24 protein-coding genes are annotated in these 25,994 nt (G+C 60.8%); 8 read left to right on the top strand and 16 right to left on the bottom strand.

Annotation, left to right across the window (positions count from 1 at the left end):
* Positions 1 to 99: 99 nt before the first annotated feature.
* From J4D99_RS17360 to panD, 4 genes are all read right to left on the bottom strand, one after another.
* Entirely contained in the window at positions 100 to 774 is a 675-nt protein-coding gene (locus tag J4D99_RS17360) for a zinc metallopeptidase (protein ID WP_208133008.1), read from the bottom strand.
* A 20-nt stretch (positions 775 to 794) separates the two neighbouring features.
* On the bottom strand, positions 795 to 1,268 hold the full coding sequence (gene rfaE2 / locus J4D99_RS17365) for a D-glycero-beta-D-manno-heptose 1-phosphate adenylyltransferase (RefSeq protein WP_208133009.1): 474 nt from the start codon (positions 1,266 to 1,268) through the stop codon (positions 795 to 797).
* Positions 1,269 to 1,377: 109 nt separating this feature from the next.
* Entirely contained in the window at positions 1,378 to 2,424 is a 1,047-nt protein-coding gene (locus J4D99_RS17370; RefSeq protein ID WP_208133010.1) for a lysylphosphatidylglycerol synthase transmembrane domain-containing protein, read from the bottom strand.
* Between the two features lie 104 nt (positions 2,425 to 2,528).
* Positions 2,529 to 2,876: an aspartate 1-decarboxylase gene (gene panD, locus J4D99_RS17375; protein WP_208133011.1), complete on the bottom strand. Its 348-nt coding sequence runs from the start codon at positions 2,874 to 2,876 to the stop codon at positions 2,529 to 2,531.
* Positions 2,877 to 2,989: 113 nt separating this feature from the next.
* Here panD and J4D99_RS17380 point away from each other — a divergent pair, with 113 nt between their 5' ends.
* The 3 genes from J4D99_RS17380 to J4D99_RS17390 are packed head-to-tail and all read left to right on the top strand — an operon-like array spanning position 2,990 to position 6,121.
* Positions 2,990 to 3,829: a hypothetical protein gene (locus J4D99_RS17380; RefSeq protein ID WP_208133012.1), complete on the top strand. Its 840-nt coding sequence runs from the start codon at positions 2,990 to 2,992 to the stop codon at positions 3,827 to 3,829.
* Positions 3,830 to 3,859: 30 nt separating this feature from the next.
* Positions 3,860 to 4,063, top strand: coding sequence for a hypothetical protein (locus J4D99_RS17385; protein WP_208133013.1), 204 nt, complete (start codon positions 3,860 to 3,862; stop codon positions 4,061 to 4,063).
* A 3-nt stretch (positions 4,064 to 4,066) separates the two neighbouring features.
* On the top strand, positions 4,067 to 6,121 hold the full coding sequence (locus J4D99_RS17390; protein WP_208133014.1) for a prolyl oligopeptidase family serine peptidase: 2,055 nt from the start codon (positions 4,067 to 4,069) through the stop codon (positions 6,119 to 6,121).
* Positions 6,122 to 6,219: 98 nt separating this feature from the next.
* On the opposite strand, the gene J4D99_RS17395 is transcribed toward J4D99_RS17390, so the two are convergent.
* From J4D99_RS17395 to J4D99_RS17440, 10 genes are all read right to left on the bottom strand, one after another.
* Positions 6,220 to 6,522 (bottom strand): DUF4286 family protein, encoded by a 303-nt coding sequence (locus J4D99_RS17395; protein WP_208133015.1) that lies wholly within the window; start codon positions 6,520 to 6,522, stop codon positions 6,220 to 6,222.
* Positions 6,523 to 6,598: 76 nt separating this feature from the next.
* Positions 6,599 to 7,672 carry an NAD(P)H-dependent flavin oxidoreductase gene (locus J4D99_RS17400; RefSeq protein WP_208133016.1) on the bottom strand — a complete coding sequence of 358 codons (1,074 nt, stop codon included), beginning with the start codon at positions 7,670 to 7,672 and terminating at the stop codon, positions 6,599 to 6,601.
* A gap of 46 nt (positions 7,673 to 7,718) precedes the next feature.
* A complete protein-coding gene (locus J4D99_RS17405) occupies positions 7,719 to 8,159 on the bottom strand; it encodes a DUF6526 family protein (protein WP_208133017.1) in 441 nt (146 codons plus the stop codon).
* Positions 8,160 to 8,276: 117 nt separating this feature from the next.
* Positions 8,277 to 8,654 carry a hypothetical protein gene (locus J4D99_RS17410; RefSeq protein WP_208133018.1) on the bottom strand — a complete coding sequence of 126 codons (378 nt, stop codon included), beginning with the start codon at positions 8,652 to 8,654 and terminating at the stop codon, positions 8,277 to 8,279.
* Positions 8,655 to 8,797: 143 nt separating this feature from the next.
* Positions 8,798 to 9,772, bottom strand: a complete 975-nt coding sequence (locus tag J4D99_RS17415; RefSeq protein ID WP_208133019.1) for a cation diffusion facilitator family transporter — start codon at positions 9,770 to 9,772, stop codon at positions 8,798 to 8,800.
* A gap of 65 nt (positions 9,773 to 9,837) precedes the next feature.
* A complete protein-coding gene (locus tag J4D99_RS17420) occupies positions 9,838 to 10,536 on the bottom strand; it encodes an ATP-dependent Clp protease proteolytic subunit (RefSeq protein ID WP_208133020.1) in 699 nt (232 codons plus the stop codon).
* Between the two features lie 83 nt (positions 10,537 to 10,619).
* Positions 10,620 to 10,901 carry a hypothetical protein gene (locus tag J4D99_RS17425; RefSeq protein ID WP_208133021.1) on the bottom strand — a complete coding sequence of 94 codons (282 nt, stop codon included), beginning with the start codon at positions 10,899 to 10,901 and terminating at the stop codon, positions 10,620 to 10,622.
* Positions 10,902 to 10,905: 4 nt separating this feature from the next.
* On the bottom strand, positions 10,906 to 11,466 hold the full coding sequence (locus tag J4D99_RS17430) for an RNA polymerase sigma factor (RefSeq protein ID WP_208133022.1): 561 nt from the start codon (positions 11,464 to 11,466) through the stop codon (positions 10,906 to 10,908).
* A gap of 315 nt (positions 11,467 to 11,781) precedes the next feature.
* Entirely contained in the window at positions 11,782 to 14,253 is a 2,472-nt protein-coding gene (locus J4D99_RS17435) for a TonB-dependent receptor (RefSeq protein ID WP_208133023.1), read from the bottom strand.
* A 248-nt stretch (positions 14,254 to 14,501) separates the two neighbouring features.
* Positions 14,502 to 14,813 (bottom strand): hypothetical protein, encoded by a 312-nt coding sequence (locus tag J4D99_RS17440; protein WP_208133024.1) that lies wholly within the window; start codon positions 14,811 to 14,813, stop codon positions 14,502 to 14,504.
* Positions 14,814 to 15,730: 917 nt separating this feature from the next.
* Here J4D99_RS17440 and J4D99_RS17445 point away from each other — a divergent pair.
* Positions 15,731 to 16,159: a hypothetical protein gene (locus J4D99_RS17445; RefSeq protein ID WP_208133025.1), complete on the top strand. Its 429-nt coding sequence runs from the start codon at positions 15,731 to 15,733 to the stop codon at positions 16,157 to 16,159.
* A gap of 112 nt (positions 16,160 to 16,271) precedes the next feature.
* Positions 16,272 to 18,101 carry a molecular chaperone HtpG gene (gene htpG, locus J4D99_RS17450; protein ID WP_208133026.1) on the top strand — a complete coding sequence of 610 codons (1,830 nt, stop codon included), beginning with the start codon at positions 16,272 to 16,274 and terminating at the stop codon, positions 18,099 to 18,101.
* Positions 18,102 to 18,262: 161 nt separating this feature from the next.
* Here htpG and J4D99_RS17455 read toward each other — a convergent pair whose 3' ends face one another.
* A complete protein-coding gene (locus tag J4D99_RS17455; protein WP_208133027.1) occupies positions 18,263 to 18,934 on the bottom strand; it encodes a DUF6766 family protein in 672 nt (223 codons plus the stop codon).
* A gap of 168 nt (positions 18,935 to 19,102) precedes the next feature.
* Here J4D99_RS17455 and J4D99_RS17460 point away from each other — a divergent pair, with 168 nt between their 5' ends.
* The 3 genes from J4D99_RS17460 to J4D99_RS17470 all read left to right on the top strand — a co-directional run bounded on the left by J4D99_RS17460 (position 19,103) and on the right by J4D99_RS17470 (position 25,252).
* On the top strand, positions 19,103 to 20,740 hold the full coding sequence (locus J4D99_RS17460; protein WP_208133028.1) for a carboxylesterase/lipase family protein: 1,638 nt from the start codon (positions 19,103 to 19,105) through the stop codon (positions 20,738 to 20,740).
* Positions 20,741 to 21,251: 511 nt separating this feature from the next.
* Positions 21,252 to 24,290: an AsmA family protein gene (locus J4D99_RS17465; RefSeq protein ID WP_208133029.1), complete on the top strand. Its 3,039-nt coding sequence runs from the start codon at positions 21,252 to 21,254 to the stop codon at positions 24,288 to 24,290.
* Positions 24,291 to 24,406: 116 nt separating this feature from the next.
* A complete protein-coding gene (locus J4D99_RS17470; protein ID WP_208133030.1) occupies positions 24,407 to 25,252 on the top strand; it encodes a DUF4382 domain-containing protein in 846 nt (281 codons plus the stop codon).
* A 65-nt stretch (positions 25,253 to 25,317) separates the two neighbouring features.
* Here J4D99_RS17470 and J4D99_RS17475 read toward each other — a convergent pair whose 3' ends face one another.
* Complete coding sequence (locus J4D99_RS17475) at positions 25,318 to 25,929, bottom strand: thioredoxin family protein (RefSeq protein ID WP_208133031.1); 612 nt, start codon at positions 25,927 to 25,929, stop codon at positions 25,318 to 25,320.
* Between the last annotated feature and the right edge of the window lie 65 nt (positions 25,930 to 25,994).

The following is a 25,994-nucleotide window of genomic DNA, read 5'->3' on the forward strand; positions in this document are numbered from 1 at the left end:
GGGCAAAATTACGCCCTAGCCCCGCATTCAAGCGGTAAAAGCGCCGCGGCAGCTGTTTGCTCATCCCGGCGCCTTTGTTTCAACTCCTAAACAGGCTAGTTAGTTACGCCGATTGCCACCTAAAAACGAGACATAGTAAAGCAGCGTAGCCAGCGAGCTCACGGCAGCCACTACATAGGTAAGGGCTGCCCACCGCAGGGCGTCTTTGGCTACGGCATGCTCATCAGTCGTTACTACACCGCTGCGGTCCATCCAGGCCAGGGCGCGGCGCGAGGCATCAAACTCGACGGGCAGCGTGATAAAGGAGAACAGTGTGGCAAACGCAAACAGCGCTATCCCGATTTCGAGCGGGACGGGTGTAGTGCGCAGCATAAACACGCCGGCCAGGAGCAGCAGCGGCATAAAGCGCGAAATAGACGAGAGCACCGGCACCAGGGCCGAGCGCAGCTGCAGGAAGCTATACGACTGGGCGTGTTGCACGGCGTGGCCGCACTCGTGGGCAGCCACCGCGGCGGCCGTAGCCGAGTAGCCGCTGTACACGTCGGCGCTCAGATTCACAGTTTTATCGGTGGGGTTGTAGTGGTCCGAGAGCTGGCCCTCGGTACTGATAATCTGCACATCGTAGATGCCGTGGTCGCGCAGCATCTTGCTAGCTACCTCGCGCCCACTAAGGCCCGAGCGCAGGCCGATGGCCGCATACTGCCGAAACTTGCTCCGCAGCCGCTGCTGAATAGCGAAGCTAACGAGCGTGAGCAGAATGAGAATGAGGTACATGGAGAAGAAAAAGGTGAAGCCTACAGCTGGCGGGCTTTCTCCACGAGGCGCGACGTGCTATAGCCGGCCACGAGGGGCACCGTAAGTACCTGCCCGCCTCTATTCAACACCAATTCGTGGCCCACAATTCCGTCAATAGGATAGTCGTCGCCCTTCACCAGCACGTCGGGCTGCACCACCTCGATAAGCTGCAACGGCGTAGCCTCGCCAAACAGCACCACGGCATCGACGAAGGCTAGCGCGGCCATAATGCGGGCCCTAGCGGTTTCATCCTGCAAGGGGCGGCCGGGCTTGAGGGCGCTCACCGAGGCGTCGGTATTGAGGCCTACTACCAGCCGGTCGCCCAGCGCGTGGGCCTTTTCCAGGTAATCGACGTGGCCCAGGTGCAGCAAATCGAAGCAGCCATTGGTGAATACAATGCGCTCGCCAGCGGCGCGCCATGCAGCCAGCGTAGCGGGCAGCTGCTCAAGAGTCAGGATTTTATCGGCAGTCATGAGTCTAATGGTTAATTGATAAATGGTCAACGATTAATAGCCCATGAATGGCAAGGGCTAAAGGGGATTCCATCAACCATTGACCATTAATCAATTAACCATTAAAACGTTATTCGGTCGTCAAAGGCTCGTCGGCTAGGGCCTCGGCCTCTGCTACTACGCTGCCTTTGTCGGCGGCGGCCACCGCCACGAAGCTGATGCCGCCCAGCAGCACTACCAGCAGGGTTTGGGCGCCGTGCACCACCAGCGCGTAGGCAATACCAGTCTCTTTGGTCATGCCATAGGCTAGCAAAATGCCCTGCACCAGCACGTGAAATGGCCCAATGCCGCCCGCCACCGGCGCCGCCATGCCAAACGCCCCAAAGGTGAGCACAGCGAGGGCCGCCTTTGCGCCTAGCCCGTAGGTTTCGGGGAAGCAGAAAAACGCCCAGTAGTCCATGAGGTAGTAGACCAGCCAGGTAAAAAAGGTGTGGAACAGAAAAGCAGCTTTATTATCAAGCTTTACAATGCTCAGGATGCCAGCTAATAGGCCCTCGATAAACACGACAACCTTGCCAAAAAGCGCGTGCTGGCGCAGCCGCTCCAGGTTGCGCAGCACGGTATAGCCGGCCACCACCAACAGCACCAGCGCAATAACGCCAGCAATGAGCAGCGGCAGCGGGTTGCGGGCAATAGTGTCGGCCTTGCCCCCTAGCAACTTGTCGTTGAAGAAGCTCCAGAAGGTGTTGAAATCCAGCAGCAGCGTGCCCCCGAGCAGGCCCAGCAGCACCAGCACGTCGATAACGCGCTCCGTAACCACCGTGCCCAGCGCCACCTGCACTGGCACGCCGCTCGTGCGTCGCAGCACCGAACACCGGATTACCTCGCCCGCGCGCGGTAGCACTAGGTTGGCCAGGTAGCCCACCATCATGGCGTGGTACACTTTCCCGAATGGCGCCGGTGTGCGCGAGGCCGCGAGCTGCATCTGCCAGCGGTAGGCTCGGCTGAGGTAGCCCAGAGTCGACACGACGAGCGAGAGGCCTAGCCAGAAATAGTTGGCCGTGCGGATATAGTGCCCGATGCGCGACAAATCCTGTCCCCGCAGCGCATACCACATCAGCGCCCCCGAAATGCCCAGCAGCAGCGCGTATTTTAGAAAAGTGAGCAAGTTTTTCATTTTTAAGCCGTTGGCCAGTAGCCGTTGGCCAGTAGCCGTTAGCCAGTAGCCAGTAGCTGTCGTTCTAAAAGAAGCTAACAGCTAACAGCCACTAGCTAGCAGCGTTAAGAAACCCGGTTGTGCTGGTCGGGGAAGATGACGGTGGGTTGATGGTCGCGGGCCTCCTTGAAATCGACAAGGCCGTAAGAAATGATGATAACGATGTCGCCCACGGCAGCCTTACGGGCAGCGGGGCCGTTGAGGCAAATCATACCCGAGCCACGCGCCCCCTTGATGGTGTAGGTTTCGAGGCGCTCGCCGTTGTTGACGTTCACCACCGTCACCTTCTCGTTCTCGACCATATTGGCCGCGTCGAGCAGGTCTTCGTCGATGGTGATGCTGCCCACGTAGTGCAGTTCGGCCTGGGTCACCTTGGCGCGGTGAATTTTAGATTTAAGAACTTCGATATGCATAGCTGAAAACTATAAAAGCCCACAAAGATAGCCGCCCCGCTAGCCCCCGTGGGACTAAGCGCCGAGCGGGTTGTACTTTCCGGCCCTCAATCTGCTCACTGCCTGTATTTGATATGCAAAACCAACTTGCCCGCGGCTGGGCGCCGGCGCTGCTGGTAGCCGGGCTGCTACGCCCCCTCGCTAGCCCCGCCCAAACGCCGCTGGGCCAGCCCTCGCTCGACGAGTCGAAGGTGCAAATCTGGTGCGCCACCGCCCGCTACGTGTATGCCGATGCCGGCCGGCCCCAGCTACAGCGCACCCTGCGCTGCGAGGGCGGCAACTTGCAGGCGCTGGCCGCCAGCCTGCGGCCCGATAGCCTGCGCATCTATTCGGTGCTGTATGCGCCCATCGAGGGAAAGGGGAAGATATACAAGGGCTTGAAGGATAACCCGGCGCGGCTGGCGGCCCTGACTAAGGCCATCATTAACAAGTTAAAATCTTCTCCCGCCCGGCAGCGCGACCCCGCCCGCCTGGCCGGCCTCCAGGCTCTAGAAAAAAAACTGACTGACTACGTGCAAACTGGTCTGCCGCCCGCCGACCCCGCCCCCGCGCCCGAGGCCGACGCTGAAGCCAGCGCTAATGCCGGCTTGGCCGAAGCCGCCGAGGCTAGTGGCACACCAGCTGCGGCCATGCGGCCAGGCGCCCCCGTGGCCGCCGAGCCGCTGCTCAACCGCATTTTTGCCCCGCTAGCCCTCATTCTGAGCATTCTGAGCCTGGTGCTCTACGGCATGTTGCGCCTCAGCCTGGGCCGCACCCTGCGTGAGCTGCGCCGCGCTAGCCCCCCGGCCGGTCGGGACTTCACGGCTGCCCAGCGCCAGCAGCTTGATGACTTGGTAGCCCAGCGCGTGGCCGAGGCCCTGCGCACCGCCCGCCCCACCCTGCCTGCCGACGCCGATGCCCAGCTACCGGGCTAGCCACTGTGGCCGCCGTGCCGTATGCAAAGAATGATGCGCGGTATTTCTCTTTTAGCCGGTGTACTGACCGGGTTGGTGCTCACCAGCTGCCGCATCTCGACGTCGCACGCGCCGGGCTATAAAGAAGCCGTGCGCACTAATGCCATCTCTAATAAGCACATCCTTAGCGAGGAGCCTACGCTGGAGCGCGCCGCGCCCCGCGTGGCCCCAGACTCTGAAGGAGTGGTGCACTAGCCTTTGCCTGATTTGACTTACCCCGCCGCCCGCCGCGACCCGCGGCCCGATACCTACTTTGGCACCGAGGTGCCCGACCCCTACCGCTGGCTCGAAGACCCCGATGCGCCCGAAACCCAGGCCTGGGTGCGGGCCGAAAACGAGGTGACGTTTGGCTACCTCGCCCAGATTCCATTTCGCGACCAGCTGCGCGAGCGCCTTACCCAGCTCTGGAACTACGAGCGCTACGGGGTGCCTAGCCAGGAGGGTGTTTTATTGATTTTCAGTAAGAACGACGGCCTGCAAAACCAGGCTGTCGTATACGCCCTGCCGGTGGGCCAGCCCCTCGAAAGCGCCGAGGTACTGCTCGACCCCAACCAGTTTTCGGAAGACGGGACCACGGCGCTCATGGGCCTGCACTTCAGCCCCGACCACCGCCACCTAGCTTACACCACCAGCGGGGGCGGCTCCGACTGGCAGCAGATTCACTTGCTTGAGTTGGCTAGCCGCCAGCCCCTGACCGAGGTGCTCGACTGGGTAAAAGTATCGGACGTGGCCTGGGCCGGCGCGGGGTTCTACTACAGTGCCTACGATGCGCCCCGACCGGGTGAAGCGGCCCTAGCCGGCAAAAACGAGTTTCACAAGGTGTACTACCACCGCCTTGGCACGCCGCAAACCCAGGATGAGCTGGTGTATGAAAACCCGGATAGGGCGCTGGGTTTCCGCATTGCCAGCACCACCGAGGATGAGCGATGGCTCTGCCTGAGCCTCACCGATGGGCTAGCCGATGGCAACGGACTACTAGTGCGCAACTTGCACGACCCTAGCCAGGCCGGGCAATGGATTACCGTTCAGCCGAGCTACGAATTTGATACGAGTGTAATCGGCAACGTGGGCGATGAGCTGCTGCTTTATACCAACGACCACGCGCCTAACTACCGCGTGGTGCGCGTGCACCCTGGCCGGCCCACCGAGTGGCACGATGTCATTCCCGAAACCACCGAAAAGCTTGAGAGCATCAGCCAGGCGGCGGGCTGCCTGCTGGCCATGTATCTGCAAGATGCCAGCTCGCAGGTGAAGGTGTACTCGGAAGCCGGTGAGTTTCGGCACGAGGTGGCCTTGCCGGCCATTGGCACGGCCGGCGGCTTTGGCGGGCGCCGCACCGATGCGGTGTTATACTATGCCTTCACATCGTTTACCTATCCCACTACCATCTACTGCTACGACCCGGTAGCCAACGCGAGCACCGTATTTAAGGCGCCGACGGTGGATGTGCGGCCGGATGAGTACGAAACCCGGCAGGTTTTTTACGAGAGCAAGGACGGCACCCGCGTGCCGATGTTCATCACCCATAAAAAGGGGCTAGCGCTGGATGGGCAAAACCCCACCTACCTCTACGCCTACGGCGGCTTCAACGTGAGTTTGACGCCAGGCTTTTCGGTAGCGCGGCTCTTGTGGCTGGAGCGTGGCGGGGTGCTGGCTATTCCGAACCTGCGCGGTGGTGGCGAATACGGCGAAGCCTGGCACCAAGCCGGCATGACGCCCCGCAAGCAAAATGTATTCGACGACTTCATCGTCGCTGCCGAAACGCTGTTTGCCCAAGGCTACACCAGCCCCGAAAAGCTAGCCATCGCGGGCGGCTCAAACGGCGGCCTGCTCGTGGGCGCCATCATGACGCAGCGGCCCGACCTGTGCCGCGTGGCCCTGCCGGCCGTGGGTGTCATGGACATGCTTAAGTACCAGAAATTTACCATCGGCTGGAACTGGGCGCCCGAGTACGGCACCTCCGACGACGAGGCGCAGTTTCGTAACCTGCTCAGCTTCTCGCCCTTGCACAACCTGCGGCCTGGCACTGCCTACCCAGCCACGCTCATCACCACCGCCGACCACGACGACCGCGTGGTGCCTGCCCACTCCTTCAAGTTTGCCGCCGAGCTACAAGTGTGCCAGGCTGGCCCTAGCCCCGTGCTCATCCGCATCGACGTGAACGCCGGCCACGGCGCCGGCAAAAGCACCCAGCTGCAAATAGCCGAGTGGGCCGACGTGTGGAGCTTCACGCTGTTTTCAATGGGAGAATGAGTGAATAGCGTCGAATATCATTCAGCCATTCACTCATTCTCCCATTCACTCATTCTCCCATTCACTCATTCTCCCATTCACTCATTCTCCCATTGGCGCTACTCCACCACCTCCAGCACGGTACGGAAAGAGTGGTATTTGCCCGGAAACTTCTTGTCCATTTCCTGCCGCAGGGCGGGCGCAAAGTGCTGCTGATAAGCCTCTAGCTGCTCAAGGCTGATGCTGAAATACTGCGCGGCGTAGGTCACGCCGTCGTCTTCCTCGTTGAGCAGACGCAGCAGCTGGCTGCGGATAAAGCAACCTGTGCCTACTACTTCGGCCATGTGGTGGTCGCGCATGTAGGCTACCCACTCATCGGCGATGCTGGGGTCGAGGCTGGTGGTTACGTTGTAAAGAATCATAGGGCAACAAGCTGAAGGGTAAGAAGGTAGCGGAGATGACTAGCGACTAAGGCCAGGCCCGCTCCTGCAAGAGAAGTTATGAAGTCGTAGTGGGCAGGGCCGCTTTCAATTCGGCAGCCAGTACCTGCACCAGCTCGGCGGCCGGCAGCGCCCGGGCCCGGCCGGCGCCTGTGCCTGCCCATTGCACGGCAAAGCCCGGCTCGCCGGCTTGCTGGGCAGCTGCTACCAAGGCTTTGCCGGCCGCGTAAGCGCGCGAATAGGCGGCTACCGGTGGCCGCCCCGGCTGGTCTACGTCGAGCATAAAGCGGTTGACCAACCCGCGCGCTGGCCGGCCCGAAATAACATCGGTGAGCTGCGTGGGTAGGGGCGGCTGGTGCAGCAGCGCTGCCCGGTAGGCGGGGCTAGCCGCTGACTCGGGGCAGGCTACGAATGCCGTGCCGAGCTGTGCGGCCGCCGCGCCGGCCTGCAAGGCAGCGGCTATATCAGCGCCGGTCATTAGCCCACCCGCCGTCACGATGGGCAGCGGTAGGGCCTGGGCCAGCTGCCGCGTTAGGGTCAGGGCTGGCTCGTGGGTATCAATGGTGCCGTCGAACACGCCGCGGTGGCCGCCCGCCTCGATGCCCTGCGCTACTAGGGCATCGGCCCCAAGCGCCAGGGCGGCCTGGCCCTCAACCAGGGATGTGACGCAGGCTAGCAGCAGGCAGCCCGCCTGCCGTAGGGCGGCTGCTTGCGCCGCCGTGGGCAAGCCAAAATGAAAGCTCACCACTTGGGGCCGGGCAGCCACCAGCACGCGCAGCAGCTCATCATTTACCCGAAAGCTTGGGTACACCTCGGCAAGGCTAGCCGGGGGCTCACTGCCCAGCTCCTCAAAAAAAGGGCGTAGGTACGCCAGCCACTGCGCATCGTGGGCGGGGTCGGGCGCCGCCGGCTGGTGGCAAAATACGTTGACGTTGAAAGGCTTATCGGTAGCTACTTGCAGTTCGGCCAGTTGCCGGGCCACCAGGCTGGCATCGGGTGTAGCCCCGGTAGCCAGCGAGCCCAGCGCCCCGGCTCTTGATACCGCCAGGGCCAGCGTCAGCGTCGAAACACCCGCCATAGGGGCCTGAATGAGTGGGTAGGTCAGCGCCAGGCGTTCGCAAAAAGCATTCATAAGCTCAAAATAGTAGTTCGGCAGAGCAATTGCGCGTGCGGGCTACTCATACCCGCATGGTGTCAAGCTGGAAGTCGTTGATGCGGGCCAGTATGGCTTGCGGGGCAAGCTTTTCGGCGGCTGCAGCCTGGGCCAGCGCGGGCAGTTCCTGGTCGCCGGCCAGGCGCAGAGTTAGTATCTGCTTGAGGGTCAGCTTCTGTTCAAGTGGGGCAAAGCGCTGGCCGCTGATTTCAAAATAACGCTGGCGCACTTCGAGGCGACCTACTCGGTCTTGCAGCAGCAGGGCATAGTGCTGGCGCAGCATCACGAGCGTAGCAAAAAAGAGCAGCGTTACGGCCGCCAGCGAAAACCAGAGCCGCGAAATCTCGGAGTCGTCGCCGGCCACGCCCACGTAGCGCCGAATGGTATAGCCCACCATCAGCAGCGTAAGGGGCAGCAAAACGAAGTGGTGCAGTGGATAGTAGCGAGCGGGGTTTTTGGCGGCCATGGGGCGAAAATGCGGGGCTAGCGGGTAAAAGCAAGCATACGGGCAAAACTAAAAAAGCTCCGGCCCAGGCCGGAGCTTTTTCGAGCTGCACGGCCAGGCGGCCGCTACGCAACTGGGTTACATGGCTTTGCGCGCTTCTTTGGCCGCTTTCTTTTCGGCGCGCAGCTGGTCTTTGGCCGCTTTTTCCTGCTGGTGGGCCGCCTTGGCCTGCTGGCGCTGCATGTTGAGCTGCTCCTTCTGCTGTTTGGCCTGCTGGCGCTGCTCCTGCATCTGGTGCTTGAGGTCGCGGGCCTGGCTTTCCTGCTGCTTGAGGGCGCGGCGGTTGTCAGCTACGGCCTGGTCGGCCGCGCGGCGCTGCTCACGCTGCTGGTCGTAGGTGGCTTGGGTGCTTTGCGGGGTGGCGGTGGCCGGGTTGGGGGTAGAAGTCTGGGCGTGGGCCGAAGTGGCGGCCAGGCTGACGAGCCCAACGGCCGCCAGCATTACAAAAGATTTCATCAAGTAGAAGCCCTTTTAACAAGTAGCGGGCTATGCTTTCAACGCGTTTGATTTTTATTGGTTAGGTCCAGCTTCCACGGAAAGAACGCGCTGTTAGTCAAAACCCCATTATTAATCAATGACTTGGAAAAGCGATTTTATCCTCATTCGTGGTGCGCACCTACTAAAGAAGGGTCAGCCGCCGGCTCAGCGCAGCCGCTGTGGCAGCCATCGGGCAGCTCCACATCCTCTACCTGCACGGTGCTGTGATGAATGTGAAACTCGCGCAGCAGCCCCGCCGAAAGGCTAGCCAGCCAGGTGGCGTCGGTGCCGCCGGGGCGCACCAGGTGCGCCATCAGGGCGGTATCATGGCCGTCGCTGCTCATGCTCCAGATGTGCAGGTCGTGCAGGCTCTGCACCCCAGGCTGGGCTAGCATAAACTGCCGAACTTTCTCCAGGTCAATGCCATCGGGCACGGCTTGCAGGCCCAGCCGGATGGTGTCGCGCAGCAGGCCCCACGAGCCCACAGCTATTACGGCCAGCAGCCCCAGGCTGATGATGGGGTCGAGCCAGGTCCAGTGCGTGAAGTAGGTGATGGCGCCGCCCACCACCACGCCCAGGCTCACCAGGGCATCGGTGAGCATGTGCAGGTAGGCCCCGCGCACGTTCACGTCGCCCTTCTGCCCGGCCCGAAACAGCCAGGCCGTGAAGCCATTAACCAGGATGCCGGCCCCGGCCAGGCCCATTACCATCACGCCGTTCACGGGCTCGGGGTGGCGCAGGTGGTCGATGGTTTCCCACAGAATGAACCCTAGCGCGCCGTAGAGCAGGGCGGCATTGAGCAGGGCCGCCTGAATGGTGGCCCCCCGGTAACCGAAGGTGTAGCGCCCCGTGGCGGGCCGCCCGGCCAGCCAGGCCGCACCCCAGGCTAGGGCCAGGCTGAGTACATCGCTCAGGTTGTGGCCGGCATCGGAGAGCAAGGCCGCCGAGTTGGCCCCTAGCCCGCCAATAACCTCGGCCACTACAAAAGCCAGATTCAGGCCGATGCCCCACGCAAAAGCGGCGCTGAACTTGCCCCCGGCTGGGGGGGCGGCGTGCACATGGCCAGCGTGGTCGTGGCCGTGGTGGTCGTGGGGCATAACTAAAACGGAACGGGTGAATGCCTAAAGAACGTAACCGGCCCGCAATTGGGTGCCCGAGGGGGCTAGCTGGCCGGCCGGGTCAAGACTTCGTCAATCAGGCCGTACTCCTTGGCTTCGGGGGCCCGCATCCAGTAGTCGCGGTCCGAGTCGTCGTGAATCTGCTGATAAGTTTTGCCGGTGCGCTCGGCATAGATGCCGTAGAGCTCGTGGCGCAGCTTCACCACCTCACGGGCCGTGATTTCGATGTCGGCGGAAGGCCCCTGCACCCCACCGCTGGGCTGGTGTATCATCACCCGCGCGTGCGGCAGAGCCGAGCGCTTGCCCAGCGCGCCGCCGCACAGCAGAAAAGCACCCATCGAAGCCGCCAAGCCCGTGCAGATGGTAGCTACGTCGGGGTTCACATACTGCATGGTGTCGTAGATGCCCATGCCCGCATACACCGAGCCGCCGGGCGAGTTGACGTACAGTAAGATATCCTTCTTGGCGTCGGCCGATTCCAGAAACAGCAGCTGCGCCGTGATGATGTTGCCGATAGTTTCTTCCACCGCCGTGCCCAGAAAGATGATGCGGTCCATAATGAGGCGCGAAAACACGTCGATTTCCCGAAAGTTCTGCGGGCGCTCCTCTATCACGGCTCGCGTCATGCCGGTAGGTAGCGACCGCGCTAGCCCCTCCGTGTGGCGCAGGTACTGGTCTACGGCCAAGCCGTTGAGCCGCTGGTCTTTCACGGCAAATTTGCGAAATTCTGCTTGGGTGAGCATGGTATTGTGGTTGAAATGAATAGGCAAGGCGCGGCCAGCTTCACTTTTTAAGTGAAGAAGTTAAGCCCCGTTAAGTCAGATAATCAATTCCTTCCGAAAGCACCGCGTAGCCAGCTGGCTACCCGATGCGGCCAGGCCTCCGGCGGTGGGCCGTAGAGGCGCGTATGAATGCCCGCCAGCTCGCTGCGCAGCTGCCGCCGCCCAGCCGCCCGCAGGCCCGCATAAAGCTGCTGCTGAGCCTCGGCATCGGCCTGCAACTCGGGGTCGAGCAAAAGCTGGAGCTGCCACTCGGCGGCCGGCTGCGCCGCCGGGCCGCGCAGCAGCTGCTCCTCAATGTGCTGGAGGCGTTCGAGTTCGGGGCGCATGGCGTCAGGCAGTTAGGGTTTCGGCCCCAAAGGCGGCGCGCACTGCTTGGCGCAGCCGCTCCAGGCACTTGAATTTTTGCACCGTGGCCGAGCGAACGCTGCCGTAGCCGTGGCTAGCCGTAATCTGGGCTAGCGGCTGCTGGAAGTAGTAGAAATCAAGCAGAATGCGCTTGCATTTCTCGCCCATTCGCGCCACGTAGTCGAGCACGGCCACCTCGGTTTCGACGGGCTCGGGGGCTAGCGGCTCCAGGTGGTCGGGCAGGGTTTCGTGAGGCAGGCGGGCGCGGCGGCGCTGCTCGTGGTGCCACAGGTTGCGGGCGATGCCCACCAGGTAGGTGCTGGCCGAGGCCGTGAGCACGAGTGTGCCGCCCACCGCCCGCTCATAGAGCAGCAGCAAGGCATCCTGAAACACATCCTGCGCATCGTGCGCCGAGCCGCCGTGGCGGCCCACGTGCTGCCGCACCAGCGGAAAGGCGTGAGCGTAGAGCTCCGTCAGGACCTGCTCGCGGTTAGCCAGCAGGGCTAGCCGCAGGGCGGCCGGGTCAGAAAGCGAGAAAGCAGACATGGTACTAGTTAATCCATTTTTGGCGCAACTATCACCCGGAGCGCTCAAAAATAAAAAGCAGCTTTTCTTCGCGTCTAAGCACAATTGCCTGTAAGAAAAGAGATTATGCGATGCATAGGCGGGTTTCTGCTAATATTGAGGGGGATGAGGCTAGGGCCAGTACACCGGTCAGACGGCTGAAAGCCGTCCGACCGGTCGCCATCAGGGCTAGCCAATTTTTCCTTGCCGCAAACACGTTCCAGGCGTTTGCCGAGACGCATCCTTGCAGCTTACAAGGATGCGTCTCTACACCGAATGTGAAATGCAAAACAGCCACTACTTAAACGCCAGCGGCACCACCACTTTCACGCTCAGCGTGCGGCCAATGTTATACACCCCGCGCCGGCCGCTGAGGTAATTGATACTCTCATACTTAAGGCGGCTGAGGTGGCTCTGATAAGCCACGTCGAAGAGGTTATTGGCCGTGAGGTAGAGCGAGAACAGCGTGCGGCCCTTGGCGTCGGCCACGTCGGTGCCCACGCCGGCATTGAATAGGGTGTAAGCGGGCGTAGCCGTTTCGGTGTCGAAGGCCGCGAAGTAGCGGTTCTGAGCAAAATTCTGCTCCAGCTGCACCCTAGCGTATACGTTGGTCAGGCGCTTGCCCTGGCGGCGGAAATTGCCCCGTAGCTCGCTTTGCAGGCGGTCGGCCGGGATGAAGGGCAGAAACTGCTGCTCGGCGGGCACGTCGAGCTGGCGGGCGCGCACCATCGAAAACGAGTTTTCGAAGTGCAGCCAATCGAGCGGGTGGGGGTGAAAATCGAGTGTCACCTCGCCGCCCAGCAGCTGCGCCTGGCCCTGCACATAGTTGAACAGGCCAATGTCGGGCCCTGTCGACACAAGCGAGTCGGTGCCCGCCCGGTTGAGCACGCGCTGCTCGAAGATGTAATTATTGATGCTGTTCTCAAATGCATCGACCGAAAAGCGCACGTGGTCACTGGTGTAGCTCACGCCGGCATCTACCTGCAAGCTGGTTTCGGCCTTCAGGTTTGCATTGCCCACCTCGTAGCGAATGGTACCCTCGTGCACGCCATTGGCCCCTAGCTCAGCAATATTGGGCGCCCGGAAGCCGCGGCTCAGGTTAGCCTTCACCGTAAGGCGGTCGCTCAGGTTGTAGGCCGCGCCAAGGCTGCCGCTGTAGTTCTGGAAAGTGCTCAAGAAGCCCGGAAACTTCGTTTCGGCGCCCGGCGTGGTGGGCGCGGTGGGCAGCTCGTTGGCATCGAGGTAGAGGCTCTGGGCCGAAATGCGACGTACATCGTAGCGCAGGCCGCCGCTGAGGTCGAGGCCACCAAACGACTTTTTTACCACCCCAAATACCCCGCCCTCGGTCATGTCGTAGGCCGGAATGAGAAATTCGGTGGCCAGGTTGCGGTTCTGTTGGCGCAGGCCGGTGGTGCCCACCGCCACGTTCCAGCCGTTGAGCTCAGGCAGGAAATAGCGCAGCGCGTAGTCTACCGTGCGCAGCTGAAAGTAAAGCTGCGGCGTGTCGGGGGCTAGCGCGTCGCCGTATTCGCGGCGCAGGTTCTGCTGGTAGTTTACTTGCAGAGCTAGCCGGCCGCCTTTCTCTCCAATAATGAAGCTGTTGTCGGTGCCCAGGCGCAGGTGGTTTACCAGTTGGCGCGGCACCGCCAGCGCGTAGCCGTGCAGCTCGTCGTCGGTCACTACCCGCGACTCCACCTGGCCGCCCACCGCCACGTCGCGCACAAAGCGCCCGCTCAGGCTGTCGCGCCCGCCTTCCACCAGGCCCAGGTTTTGGTTGAAGGTGCTGAAAGTGAGGTGCGAATAGCCCCAGCTTTTGTTGAGACCCACGTAGCCATTGGCATCCCACTCGTTGAAGCCCGAGTTGAAAACCTTGCCGTCGTAGCGGTTCTGGTAGTTGCCGGCCACTTTGCGGGTGCCGCGCACCAGCCAGTTGATACCATTAATATTCCCCGCGTTTTCGAGCGAGTAGCCCTGCTGCTGGTTGTTGGTCTGGTAGTTAGCCGTAGCCGTGCCCGTAATATGGCCTTCGGCAATGGGCTCGGGCGCCAGAAAGTTGATGACGCCCGCCATGGCATCGGAGCCATACAGCAAGGAGCCGGGCCCCTTGATAATCTCGGCCCGGTCGATGCTAAACTCATCAATCTCAATGCCGTGCTCGTCGCCCCACTGCTGGCCCTCCTGCTTGGCGCCGTTGTTCAGCGTCACTACCCGGTTATACCCTAGCCCGCGCACCACCGGCTTGCTGATGGCCGCGCCGGTCGTAATCTGGCTCACGCCCGGTGTGTGGGCAATAGCGTCGATGACGTTGGTCGACGACGTTTGGTTGAGCCGCGTGCGGTCTACTACCGTAGTGGGCACCGGCGAGCGGCGCAGCTCGGTAGCCTGGCTTACCCCGGTCACCACCACCTGGCCGATTTCGGTGGCGGCGGGTGTCAGCTTCAGGTCGAGCGGCTGGCCGCTACCGGTATCAACCGTCTGGTTGATAGTATTATACCCTAGCGAGGTCACTTGCACCAAAAACCGGCCTCGGGGCAGGCTAGCGAAGCCAAAGCGGCCGTCGGCGTCGGTGGCGGTGCCTTGCTTGAGGTCGGGAAAAACAACGTTGGCGCCCGGCAGGGGCTGGCCAGTGGCCGCATCGGTGAGGCGCCCGGTAAACGTGGCCGCCGCCCGAGTGCGGGCCGGCGCCGCAGCAGGTGCCACCTGGCCCGCCGCCTTAAATGAAAAAATTAACGTGCTGGCTAGCACCACTACTGAAGAGGTACGAAGCATAAAAAACCGCGAAATAAAGGGGGCAGACTTTCGGGCCGCTGGGGGCTACGGGCCAGGCAAATGGGCTCCGCAAACAAACCCCGGCCAGGGGTCAGGGTCTGTCTGCATTTTCTCTAAAACCAAACCAGAGAAAAAATCGGAGCTCCGAGCCGCCGTGGGCCAGGTAGCAAGTGGCTTGCAGTCAACTAGAAAGCTACTGCGTAAACGAAAGTCAGAAATAAACTAAGAAGGTTGCGTCGGGGCATTTGCTAGGCCTGCGGTGGGCCGCGCAGCGCCGTGCGTCGCAACGCTGCCGCCGAAACCGCCAGCTGCGCCGGCACCGCCAGGGCCCGGTAAACGACCTGTACCCGTGGCTGCGGCAGGCGCACCGGCAGGGCGGGCGCAAAGGGCACACTGTAAAACGTTTCAGCGTGGCAGTGCGTGTGCTGCGGGCTTAACACCTCTTTGCCGGTGGGCCGGCGGGTAGTAGCTACCTCCTCGGTGGTGTGCGCGTGGCGGTGCAGGGCCAGCACCCACGCCTCGGGCAGCAGCGTCCGCACGAGGCAGAGCAGCAGCAGCAAAGCGAGATAGGGGCGAAGGATGGGCCGCAACACAGTAGCGCTAGGTAAGCAATGGGAAGGAGGCCGCCGGTGCGAAATGGTTGCATCGGCCGGGCAAAGGTACGCGAACTAAAAGCTAAAATGCGTCTTGTTTGCAACATTGTTACATGATAAACGATGAGCCGGTCTGGCAGGCCATTTTGCCAGCGGTTGAGAGCGCTGGGTAAAATATTAAACCCACGGTGTATCTTGCTGCCCTTTATGGCGTTGGCGCCACTTATAATGCTATTTAGCCTCAAGCGTTGCAGCCTGTTTATATTGCCGATAAGTCTGCTAGGCTCGGCGGTGGGCTCCGTGCGAGTGCCCGCCCTGCTGAGGCAGAAGCAAAGGCACCAAAGCAGCTTTGTGGCGAACCAAATGCTGCCCTCCGGCATTTTAGAACAGCTGGATGATTGCGAGGTGGCCACGCTAAACCAGCAACTGGCTGGGGGCACGGCGCAGCTTGCGGTGTCCCGGTCGGGGCCGCCCGCTCGCCTTGACACCGAAACCTATACTAATAGAGATAAAAGCCTATTGGCGCAAAGTTCCGGCACGCAGGAGGGCTCGTCGCTTGCTGGCCAAGAAGTGATGCAGCGAAGCCGATGCCGGCCGCTAGTAGCGTTTCCGGTTGGCACTGAGCTTCCCGGCATAACTGAAGAAGTCGAATACCGCCGGATACAGTAACCCGGAAAAATCAAATTTTTTTCACATAAGGCAGACCAAGCCGAATAGTTTTTCGTATGTGTGCCGCTTCACTACGACGCCAGCGGCCAGGCAGCCACTAGCAAGCAGAGAGGCTGGGAAAGGACTTTATGATTATCAGCTCAATAGCTGAACTGTGTGTTCAGTTTGACAAACCGTTGGATTTGGTACGGGTGGCCTGGGTGGCTGGTCGTAGCATGCGTTATTTTCAGCAAGCCTTTAGGCAGCTGCGTGAGGTGATTACGCAATTGGGGGCGAGCCGCGTGGTATTGGAGCTGAATGCAATGCCTGATATTCCGGTATATGACCAGATTTGGCTTAGCACTACGTTTATGCCGGCCCTGCTGAAGCTGCCCCTCAAGCAGGTAGTGGTGGTGCTGTCGGCACGGCGCGTCTATAACCAGCAGGTAGTAGAAGGTGTATTATCGGCCTCGGCCTTGAATATTCGGTTCGACGTGCAGTTTTTTGCGCAGGCTGAAGCCGCAATGGCTTGGCTCACCGACGACTCGCCCCGCCTGCCCGCGCTGCTGCGCGAATGGGCCGGTAGCTGCGGCGCCTCTGCACCCGCTACCGACGAAGTAGCCGAGCCGCGCGCGCCCTATAACCAACCCCGGCGCCCCGACTAACTGCCAACCTGGCAGCTAGCCGGGCATTGGAATAGCCTTTGAACTACTGGGTTGATTGACGGGCGCTGCCTGTTAGTCAGCCTTTTGTTGTTTTTACCCCCTAGCTAGTACCATGTCTGAAACCGGCTCTATTTCCATCCATACCGAGAACATCTTCCCTATTATCAAGAAGTTCTTGTATTCTGACCACGAGATTTTCCTGCGCGAGCTGGTCAGCAATGCCGTCGATGCCACCCAAAAGCTGCAAAGCCTGGCCCGGCAGGGCGAATTCACGGGCGAGCTGGGCGAGCTCAAAGTGCGCGTGACGGTGGACAAAGAGGCCCGCAAAATCACCGTCTCGGACCACGGCCTGGGCATGACGGCCGACGAGATTAAGAAGTACATCAACCAGATTGCCTTCTCCGGCGCCACCGAATTTGTGGAGAAGTACAAGGAGAAAGATGCCCAAGCTAAGGAGCAGATAATCGGGCAGTTCGGCCTGGGCTTCTACTCGGCCTTCATGGTGGCTAGCGAAGTAGAAATCTGGTCAAAGTCATACAAGGAAGACACCCTGACGGCGCACTGGACCTGCGACGGGTCGACTCAGTACACCATCGACGAGCCGACTGGCGAGCACGCCAAGGCCGAGCGCGGCACCGACGTGGTGCTGCACGTAGCCGAAGACTCGGACGAGTTTTTGGAAGAGGCCCGGCTGCGCGGCATCCTGGAGAAGTACTGCAAGTTTTTGCCGGTGCCGATTGAGTTTGAGGGCCAGCTGGTTAACGACACTACGCCCATCTGGACCAAGCAGCCGGCCGACCTCACGGACGAGGACTACAAGAAGTTCTACCGCGAGCTGTATCCGATGAGCATGGATGAGCCGCTGTTCTGGATTCACCTCAATGTAGACTATCCATTTAACCTGACGGGCATTTTGTATTTCCCGAAGGTGAAGGACGAGTTGCAATTCTCGCGCAACAAGATTCAGCTCTACTCACGCCAGGTGTTTATCACCGACGAGGTGAAGGACGTGGTGCCCGAGTTCCTGATGCTGTTGCACGGCGTTATCGACTCGCCTGATATTCCGCTGAACGTGTCGCGTAGCTTCCTGCAGGCTGATGCCAACGTGCGCAAAATCAACACCTATATCACCAAGAAAGTAGCCGATAAGCTGGCGGAGCTCTTCCGCAAGGACCGCGCCGGCTACGAGGAGAAGTGGGCTGATATTGGGCTGTTTGTGAAGTACGGTATGCTCTCGGATGATAAATTCTACGAGCGCGCCAAAGACTTTGTGCTACTGAAAAGCGTGGAGGGAAAGCTCTACACGCTCACTGAGTACACCGAGCACGTACAAGCCAACCAGAAGGATAAGAGCGACAACACCGTGGTGCTGTATACCACCGATGCCGAGCAGCAGCACGGCTTTGTGGCGGCAGCCCAGGAGCGCGGCTACGACGTGCTGAATATGGACCAGGTGCTCGACGCACACTTCATCGGCCTGCTAGAGCAGAAGTTGGAGAAAACCACGTTTAAGCGCGTCGACTCGGCCACCGTGGGCCAGCTCATCGAAAAAGACGAAGCCCCGGCCAGCGTGCTGAGCGAGGACGACCAGAAGAAGCTCGAAGAAGTATTCCAGGGCGCCATCCAGAACCCGGCGATGCACGTCAAAGTGGCGGCCCTCTCGCCGCAGGATGCGCCGGTGGTTATCACCCAAAACGAGTTTATGCGCCGCATGAAAGACATGCAGCGCACCGGCGGCGGAGGCGGCATGCAGATGTTTGGCAATATGCCCGACTCGTTTGACGTGACCGTGAATGCCAACAGCCCCCTAGTGAGCAAGGTGCTAGCAGAGGGCGGCGATACCATCGCCAAGCAGGCCTTCGACCTGGCTCTGCTGGCGCAGGGCCTGCTGAAAGGCGAGGCCCTGACGGCCTTCGTGAAGCGCAGCACCGAGCTGCTGTAAGCAATAGGCTTCAACATGAAAAACCCTCGCTACCAGAATGGTAGCGAGGGTTTTTTTGCGTAATATGGGGCTAGCGGCTGCGGCTGGCCTTAGCTATTCCATCATTTGTGGCGCGAGTTTAGGGTAGCGTAACTCGTGCCAGAAGGGCTGGTGGCAATGTGCTACTTGCCGGTTTCACTGGTGGCCGCATCCACGGGCTTCGACTGCGGGGAGGCCTGCTGGCGCAGGAAGATAGAAAGGCCAACCAGCGAGAAAATGGAAATAAACTCGCTTTGCCAGTTTTGAAACGACTCAAACCAGAACCGGCTCGTGTGCATATAGCCCCAGGTGCTGACGAGCAGCTTGCCTTCGTGGGCCTGCTCGATGTTGTAGACAGCCATGCCACCGCGGGCGTGGAGGTACATGGCCCCCAGAAATAAGGCGAAGAATACGAGGCTTAGCGAGTTTTGATAGAGGCGCAGCCAGCCTCCCCCTCGGCGCACGGGCCACGGCGCGTCGGCTTTGCCAGGGTCGGGGTCTTTGTCTACGTCCTCTTCGCCCTCGAGCTTCTTCGACTCGGGCGAGCCTTTTTGGCGCAGCCAGATGGTGAGCACCACGTAGACGCCCATTTGCAGAAACTCGCTTTCCCAGTTCTCGAAGGTGGCTTCGAGCAGGTGGCCCGAGTGCAGGTACTGGCCTAGCGTGAGCTGGGCTAGGCCCATCTGCTGGAGGTCGTCGTTGTTGTCGTGCCAGCCGGTGAGAATTTGGCCCGTCAGGGCGGCTAGTATCATCACGAGCGTGACCAGGAGCAGGCCGTTTTCATACAGAAACCTGCGGAAGCGAGAGGTAGGCATGGGCGGGAGTGCAGAAAAAAGGTGTACTTAGCGGCGTCAAACGCGCTGGCTGGCTGCCCGGTTGAGGTAGAGGCCAGGCAGGCATTTGACGAAGCCGAAGCTTACCGGCAAGTAATACGCTGTCCTTCAACGCAGCTTGCTGCATCATCCTTTTCACTGAACCCACCCATGAAAAAAGTGTTAGCCCTGAGCGGGTTGTGCCTGCTTGCTTCGGCTGCCCTGGCGCAGCCAGGGCGGCCGGCAAGCGCCGGCCTGGCCGCCAACCAGGTGCAGGTGGCTGGCGGCCGGCTGGCCGGCGCTACGGCCCCTAGCGGCATCCACGAGTTTAAAGGCATTCCCTACGCCGCGCCGCCGGTGGGGCCGCGCCGGTGGCAGGCGCCACAGCCCGCGCAGCCTTGGAAAGGCGTGCGCCCGGCCACGCAGTTCGGCCCGCGCGCTATGCAGCTGCCATTGTTTGGCGACATGAACTTTCGCTCGAACGGCGTGAGCGAAGACTGTCTCTACCTCAACGTGTGGACCGGTGCCAAGGCGGCCAGTGAAAAGCGGCCCGTACTGGTATATTTCTACGGCGGCGGCTTCGTGGCCGGCGATGGCTCGGAACCCCGCTACGACGGCGAGGCGCTGGCCAAAGATGGTATCGTGACGGTGACGGTTAACTACCGGCTAGGGGTGTTTGGCTTCCTAGCCCACCCCGAATTGACCAAGGAATCGCCCCACCACGCCTCGGGCAACTACGGCCTGCTCGACCAGCAGGCGGCCGTGCAGTGGGTAAAGAAGAACATCGCGGCCTTTGGCGGCGACCCGGCGCACATCACCATCGCGGGCGAGTCGGCCGGCTCGTGGTCGGTAAGCGCCCAGATGGCCGCGCCAGCCACCAAAGACCTGCTAGTGGGTGCCATTGCTGAAAGCGGCTCGCTGCTGGGCTTGCAGCCGCTGCTTACCCTGGCGCAGGGCGAGCAGGCGGGAGTGGCTTTTGGCACTAGCCTGGGGGCTAGCACCTTGGCCGCGCTGCGGGCGCTGCCGGCCCAGCAAGTGCTCGAAGCCACTGGCAAGCCGGGCGCGCCGCGCTTCTCGCCGCTGGTCGATGGCTACTTCCTGCCGAAGCAGCCTACCGAGATTTTTGCCGCCGGCCAGCAGGCCCACGTGCCGCTGCTGGTGGGTTGGAACTCGCAGGAGTCGGGCTATCAGGGGCTGCTTGGCTCGGCCGCGCCTACCGTAGAAAACTACCGCACTGCCGTGCAGAAGCTCTACGGCGACCAGTCGGCCGAGGCCCTGCGCCAATACCCTGCTGCCACCGATGCTGAGGTGGAGCAGGCCGCCACCAACCTGGCCAGCGACCGCTTCATCGCCTACAGCACCTGGAAGCTGGCCGACGCTCAAATTCAGACCGGCGGCAAACCCGTGTACCGCTACCTCTACGCCCGCCCCCGCCCGGCCATGACGCCCGAAATGGGCAACGCCACCGCCAACCTGGCCGGCGGCGTCACCCGCAACGCTGGTGCGGCTGCCCCCGCGCCGCCCGCCAAGGGCGCCGTGCACTCGGCCGAGATTGAGTACGCGCTCGGTAATCTGTCCACTAATAAAGTATTTGCCTGGACGCCTGAAGATTATCAGGTGTCGAAAATCATGCAGGGCTACTTCGCCAACTTCATTAAAACCGGCAACCCCAACGGTGCCGGCCTGCCCCAGTGGCCCGCCGCTAGCCAGCAGAACGGCCAGTACCTGCGCCTCGACGTGAAAACCCAGGCCCTGCCCGACCAGACGCGCTCGCGCTACCAGTTCCTGGAGCAGCACGCTAGTAAGTAAAGGGTCTTCTTTTGACGTGAAAAACGTCCGCCATGCTGAGCTTGTCGAAGCATCTCTCCCGAACGGCACCCTAGCGGCGCGGGAGAGATGCTTCGACAAGCTCAGCATGACGGACGTTTTTAATTTAAAAAGCTTGGCGTTGGCCCCACGCCAGCCCTTACTTCTTGAAAAAAGCCACCAAATCAGCCTTGTAAGATTGGCCAATCGGTATCTTATCACCTGTTGTCACCACGAGCTGCGTGGGCAGGAAGTCGCGCTTAGATTAGTATAGCGCGGACTCTGATTAAGTCCGCGCCGCAAGGTCCGCGCCTGCGCAACGCCTCCACACCCGGACTCACAGCCAACATCCACCAAAAAGCCCCCTGGCCGCCCGGCCGCGGGGCTTTTTGGTGGATGAAGTTCTGGTGTTGGTAGAATAAATGCGTTGTCAGGGTGCATTCGGCTTCATTTTCGCGTTAAGCTGGGTTGAGCGGGCGCTTATTTTTGCCCGAAGCCCTTATTCCCTTTCTCGATGCGTAAGATTCTGCTTGGTTTTCTAGCGTTTATGCTGCTGCTGGTGGTGGCGCTGGCCGCCGCGCCCTTCCTCTTTAAAGACAAGCTGCGCGCGCTGGCCGACAAGCAGATAGCCCAGCGCGTGCGCGCCAAGGTGCAGTACAACCCCGCCGACATCGATGTGACGCTGCTCAGCACCTTCCCCGATTTAGGCCTCGATATCAAAAACCTGCGCGTTATCGGCCTCGACTCGTTCAGCCGCGACACGCTGGCCTACCTGCCCGACCTCAAGGTGGGCCTCGACCTGATGAGCGTCATCAAAGGCCAGCAGATTGACGTGAAAAGCGTGGTTCTCGACCAGCCCGACATTGCCGTGAAGGTGCTCAAGAGCGGGCGAGCCAACTGGGATATCATGATTTCGGATTCGGCCGCGGCTTCTAAAGGGCAGGATACCAGCTCGGTAAACCTGGCTATTCAGGGCTGGAAAGTGACCAACGGCCGCCTGCGCTACGACGACCGCAGCATCCCGTTCAGCATGGACGCGCGCGGCCTGAACCACACCGGCAAGGGCGACTTCTCGAAGAACATCTTCGACCTGACCTCGAACACCACCATCGACAAGCTCACGGCCAACTACAACGGCATCGACTACCTCACCGACAAGCAGGTGAACGCTGATGTAGCGATGGCGATGGACCTGAACAAAAACCTCTACACGTTCAAGGAAAACCAGGTGAAGCTCAACGATTTCCCGTTCAGCTTTGCGGGCGCCATTGGGCTGCCCAATGCCACGGATATTACCTACGACATCACGTTCAAGGCGCTGCAAACCGACTTTAAGAACATCCTGAGCCTAGTGCCGGGCGTGTTCAATGCGCAGTTTAAGGACGTGCAGGCTAGCGGGCAAGTGGCCTTCAACGGCTACTACAAGGGCGTGCAAAACAAGCTGCGCATGCCCGGCTACGGCGTGAACCTGAACGTGACCAATGGTCGCTTCAAGTACCCGCAGCTGCCCCAGGAGGCCAAGAATATCAACGTGGCGATGGTGGTCGATAACCCCTCGGGCTTCACCAACAACGTGAAAGTCAACGTGTCGAAGTTTCACCTCGACCTGGGCACCAACCCCGTGGACGGCAACGTGACCGTAGACGGCCTGGAGCCCATGAAGGTAGATGGCCGCGTGAAAGCCAACGTGAACCTGGCCGAAGCGCTGAAAGTGTACCCCGTGGCCGGCGTCACGGCTAGGGGCCAGCTCTTTGTGGATGCCACCGGCAAGGGCACTTACTCAAAAACCCAGATGCCGGTGGTGAACGCCGCCATTAAGATGACCAATGGCTACGTGAAATCGAACAAGTTTCCGGCGCCGATTGAGGATATTAACCTGAGCGGCACAGTGGTGAACTCGACGGGCCAGGTGAACGATACCTACGTGAATTTGCCGCAGTTTCACATGGTGCTGGAAGGCGAGCCGCTCGACGGCCGCCTCACGGCCCATAATATCAATTCGCCCATCTTCGACGCCAACGTGAAGGGCACGGTGGACCTGACGAAGATGACCAAAATATTCCCGCTCGAAGGCATGACCGTGACCGGGCGCGTATCGGGCAACGTGGCTGCCGCCGGCAACATGGCCGACGTAGAAGCCGGCCGCTACCAGAACGTGAAGGCTAGCGGCACGGTACAGGCCAAAAACGTGACCTACAAGAGCAAGGACCTGCCGCAGGGCGTGAGCATCAGCAGCGCCGCCGGCACGTTCAACAACAACCAGATTGTCATTCAGCAGCTTAACGGCACGGCTGGCACGTCTGACTTTGCCGCCAACGGCACGGTGAGCAACTACCTGGGCTACCTCTTCACGCCCGGCCAGCCCCTGCGCGGCACCCTAAACGTGACCTCGCACAACTTCAACGTGAACGAGTTTATGGTGGACCCGGTGAGCGAAAAGCCCACCGCCGGTGCCGTGCAGAAGGCACCCGCCAAGGCCGATGGCGTAGTGCCAATTCCGAAGTTCTTCGACCTGGTGCTGAACAGCAAGGTCGACAACGTGACCTACGACAACCTGAAACTGAACAACGCCACCGGCACCGTGACGGTGAAGAACGAAGTGGCGACGCTCAAAGATTTGACATTTAACACGCTAGGTGCCTCTTTCGGCACTACCGGTAGCTACAACACCCAGGACCTGGCGCACCCCAAGTTTGACCTGGGGCTGAACATTCAGAACCTGGATTTCCAGAAGGCTTTCGCGAGCTTTAACACCGTGAAGGCCCTGGCGCCCATCGCGGCGGTAGTGCAGGGCGTGTTCAATACCAAGTTTACGGCCAGCGGCGAAATGGGCCAGGATATGCTGCCCAAGCTGAGCACGCTAAGCGGCACAGGTCTGTTTGACATCGTGAAGGCCGCCGTGCTGCAATCGCCCACGCTCAACCAGATTGCCAGCCTCACGACCCTGCCCGAGTTGAAAAACCTGCAAGTGCTCAATAAGATAGTCAATGCGCAGATTGTGAATGGCAACCTCGTGGTGAAACCGTTTGACCTGACGGTGGGCGACGTGAAGATGACGCTGGGCGGCTCCAACAACCTCAGCGGCCTGCTCTCTTACGTGGCCGCCATCAACACGCCTACCGGCAAGCTAGGCAACGCCCTGAACAGCAAGCTCACGCAGCTGACCGGGGTGCAAAATATCCAGGGTACCGACCGCGTGACGCTGGGCCTCAACATCGGCGGCAACATCGCGAGCCCGGTGGTGAAGCTAACCAGCGGCAGCCTCAAAGACCAGGGCAAAGCCATCGTAACCAACGTGGTGAAAACCAAGCTCACCGACGCGCTCATTGGGCTAGCCAACAAGAACAAGGCGAAAACCGACAGCACCCAGAAAGCCACTACCACGGCCCAGCAAACCTCACAAGAGCAGGTGCAGCTCGAATTGCAGAAAAAGAGACTGGAGGCGCAGGAAAAGGCCAAACAAGCCATCGGCGCCGGGCTGAACAGCCTGTTTGGCGGCCGCAAGAAAGCAGCTGCGCCTACCCCCGCGCCGGCCGACACTACCAAGAAGTAGGATATTTTGAAGTAGCTGCGTGGGCATTTGGCAGTGTTTTTGAGGAAGGAGGCCCGGCTGCCGTATGGTAGGCCGGGCCTTTTTATTTGGGCTGCTTTTCTATTCCTTTCCTTTCCATGAAAAACTATCGTCTCTTAAGTCTGGCCGCGGCGGCTACGCTAGCCCTTGCCAGCTGCTCGAAGAATGCCGATAACGCCAGCGCCTCAGCGGCCAAGCTGGAAGTGCGCCTGACCGATGCACCGGGCAACTTCAACGCTGTAGTGCTTGATGTGCAGCAGATTGAGGTGCACGACAAAGATGAAAATGACCCTAGCGGCTGGCAAACGCTGGTCTTCACGCCCCAGGCCGTTAATGTGCTCGATTACGTCAATGGCAAATCGGCGCTGCTGGTAAACACTGATTTTGCCCCTGGCGACCTCAAGGAAATCCGCCTCATCTTAGGGCCAAATAGCTATGTGGTGGGCACCGACGGCCAGCAGTACGCCCTCAAAACGCCCAGCGGCCAGACTTCGGGGGTAAAGCTGAAATTGGATAAAGTGACCCTAGCGGCCGGTAGCACTTATCAGCTATTGCTCGATTTCGACGTAGCCAAGTCTATCGTGGAGCGCGGCAATTGGAAGGCTGGCAACGACAAGAAGGAGCGTTACCTGCTCAAGCCCGTTATCCGTCTGGTGGCGCAGGACCTGCGCGGGGGCCTGCGCGGCACCGTGAACCCGGCCGTGGCCCGGCCGCAGGTGCTGGCCATTCGGGCCGCCATCACGGGGCCCGATACGGTGAGCACCTTCGCCGACGCTTCGGGCGCCTATCAGCTCAATGGGCTAGCGGCGGGCACCTACCAGGTGCAGTTCTTCCCCAGCGTGGCGGCTCCCACGGGCCAGCCGGCCTACAAATCGGTGGTGCGCCCCGGCATCACGGTAACCAACAACCAGGTGACGGACCTGGGCGTGACGCCGCTTAATTAACCCTTTCGTATACCTAGTAAAAAGGCCATTCCGGAGCAGGAATGGCCTTTTTTGTGGGAGAGGGGCTAGCTGAGTTTCTGCACCAGAGATAGCAGCTCGTGCTGGGTAGTGCGGGTGTCATCCTGGTCGTACCAGGCGTGGGCCTGGGCGGTAATGTCCTTGGGGTCCGTCTGGCGGGCTTTGAGGTCTTGCATCAGGGCTTGCAACGGAGCCGGGCGTGGGCCCCACACGGCCGCCTCGGTGAGCGAGTCGGCGTGCAGGAGCACCGCAATGGGCATGGCCCGGCCGCCATTGGTGAGGTAGCGGTCGATTAGGTCGGTATTGGCGTTACGCAGGAAGTAGCGGGTTTCGATGTGGCCGCCGCTAGCCTGCGCAACCGCTTCGAGCAGGGGCACCGTGTGCGAGGCGTCGCCGCACCAGCCTTCGGTAATAATGGCCCACACGTAGCGCTGGGTGAGGCTAGCGAGGGCGGTTTGCAGCTCGGGCAGCAGGTGTATCGTTGGGGTAAGCTGGTTTATGCGCTCGCTGCATTCGCGGTAGTAGGGCAGCTGTTTGGCCAGGTGCTCGTCGGGCTGCGGCGTGGCTAGGGCCTCCGTAATATGCTGACGTAAGCCGTCATAGGTGAGGCTAGCAGCCAGTCGGTCGGCGGTGAGGACGGGAGCGTTTGGAGTCGACATAAAAATGAAAGGGCAACGGATGAAGTCCTAACGAAAAAGCCACCGCAAGGGTGACTTTTCGGTAG

This window comes from Hymenobacter sp. BT559 (genome assembly GCF_017571525.1).
GTDB classification, from domain to species: Bacteria; Bacteroidota; Bacteroidia; order Cytophagales; family Hymenobacteraceae; genus Hymenobacter; species Hymenobacter ginsengisoli.

Coding starts and splice junctions, on each gene's coding strand:
- J4D99_RS17360 (WP_208133008.1), bottom strand. CDS start 774: ATGTACCTCATTCTCATTCTGCTCACGCTCGTTAGCTTCGCTATTCAG.
- rfaE2 (WP_208133009.1), bottom strand. CDS start 1,268: ATGACTGCCGATAAAATCCTGACTCTTGAGCAGCTGCCCGCTACGCTG.
- J4D99_RS17370 (WP_208133010.1), bottom strand. CDS start 2,424: ATGAAAAACTTGCTCACTTTTCTAAAATACGCGCTGCTGCTGGGCATT.
- panD (WP_208133011.1), bottom strand. CDS start 2,876: ATGCATATCGAAGTTCTTAAATCTAAAATTCACCGCGCCAAGGTGACC.
- J4D99_RS17380 (WP_208133012.1), top strand. CDS start 2,990: ATGCAAAACCAACTTGCCCGCGGCTGGGCGCCGGCGCTGCTGGTAGCC.
- J4D99_RS17385 (WP_208133013.1), top strand. CDS start 3,860: ATGATGCGCGGTATTTCTCTTTTAGCCGGTGTACTGACCGGGTTGGTG.
- J4D99_RS17395 (WP_208133015.1), bottom strand. CDS start 6,522: ATGATTCTTTACAACGTAACCACCAGCCTCGACCCCAGCATCGCCGAT.
- J4D99_RS17400 (WP_208133016.1), bottom strand. CDS start 7,672: ATGAATGCTTTTTGCGAACGCCTGGCGCTGACCTACCCACTCATTCAG.
- J4D99_RS17405 (WP_208133017.1), bottom strand. CDS start 8,159: ATGGCCGCCAAAAACCCCGCTCGCTACTATCCACTGCACCACTTCGTT.
- J4D99_RS17410 (WP_208133018.1), bottom strand. CDS start 8,654: ATGAAATCTTTTGTAATGCTGGCGGCCGTTGGGCTCGTCAGCCTGGCC.
- J4D99_RS17415 (WP_208133019.1), bottom strand. CDS start 9,772: ATGCCCCACGACCACCACGGCCACGACCACGCTGGCCATGTGCACGCC.
- J4D99_RS17420 (WP_208133020.1), bottom strand. CDS start 10,536: ATGCTCACCCAAGCAGAATTTCGCAAATTTGCCGTGAAAGACCAGCGG.
- J4D99_RS17425 (WP_208133021.1), bottom strand. CDS start 10,901: ATGCGCCCCGAACTCGAACGCCTCCAGCACATTGAGGAGCAGCTGCTG.
- J4D99_RS17430 (WP_208133022.1), bottom strand. CDS start 11,466: ATGTCTGCTTTCTCGCTTTCTGACCCGGCCGCCCTGCGGCTAGCCCTG.
- J4D99_RS17435 (WP_208133023.1), bottom strand. CDS start 14,253: ATGCTTCGTACCTCTTCAGTAGTGGTGCTAGCCAGCACGTTAATTTTT.
- J4D99_RS17445 (WP_208133025.1), top strand. CDS start 15,731: ATGCGTTATTTTCAGCAAGCCTTTAGGCAGCTGCGTGAGGTGATTACG.
- htpG (WP_208133026.1), top strand. CDS start 16,272: ATGTCTGAAACCGGCTCTATTTCCATCCATACCGAGAACATCTTCCCT.
- J4D99_RS17455 (WP_208133027.1), bottom strand. CDS start 18,934: ATGCCTACCTCTCGCTTCCGCAGGTTTCTGTATGAAAACGGCCTGCTC.
- J4D99_RS17460 (WP_208133028.1), top strand. CDS start 19,103: ATGAAAAAAGTGTTAGCCCTGAGCGGGTTGTGCCTGCTTGCTTCGGCT.
- J4D99_RS17465 (WP_208133029.1), top strand. CDS start 21,252: ATGCGTAAGATTCTGCTTGGTTTTCTAGCGTTTATGCTGCTGCTGGTG.
- J4D99_RS17470 (WP_208133030.1), top strand. CDS start 24,407: ATGAAAAACTATCGTCTCTTAAGTCTGGCCGCGGCGGCTACGCTAGCC.
- J4D99_RS17475 (WP_208133031.1), bottom strand. CDS start 25,929: ATGTCGACTCCAAACGCTCCCGTCCTCACCGCCGACCGACTGGCTGCT.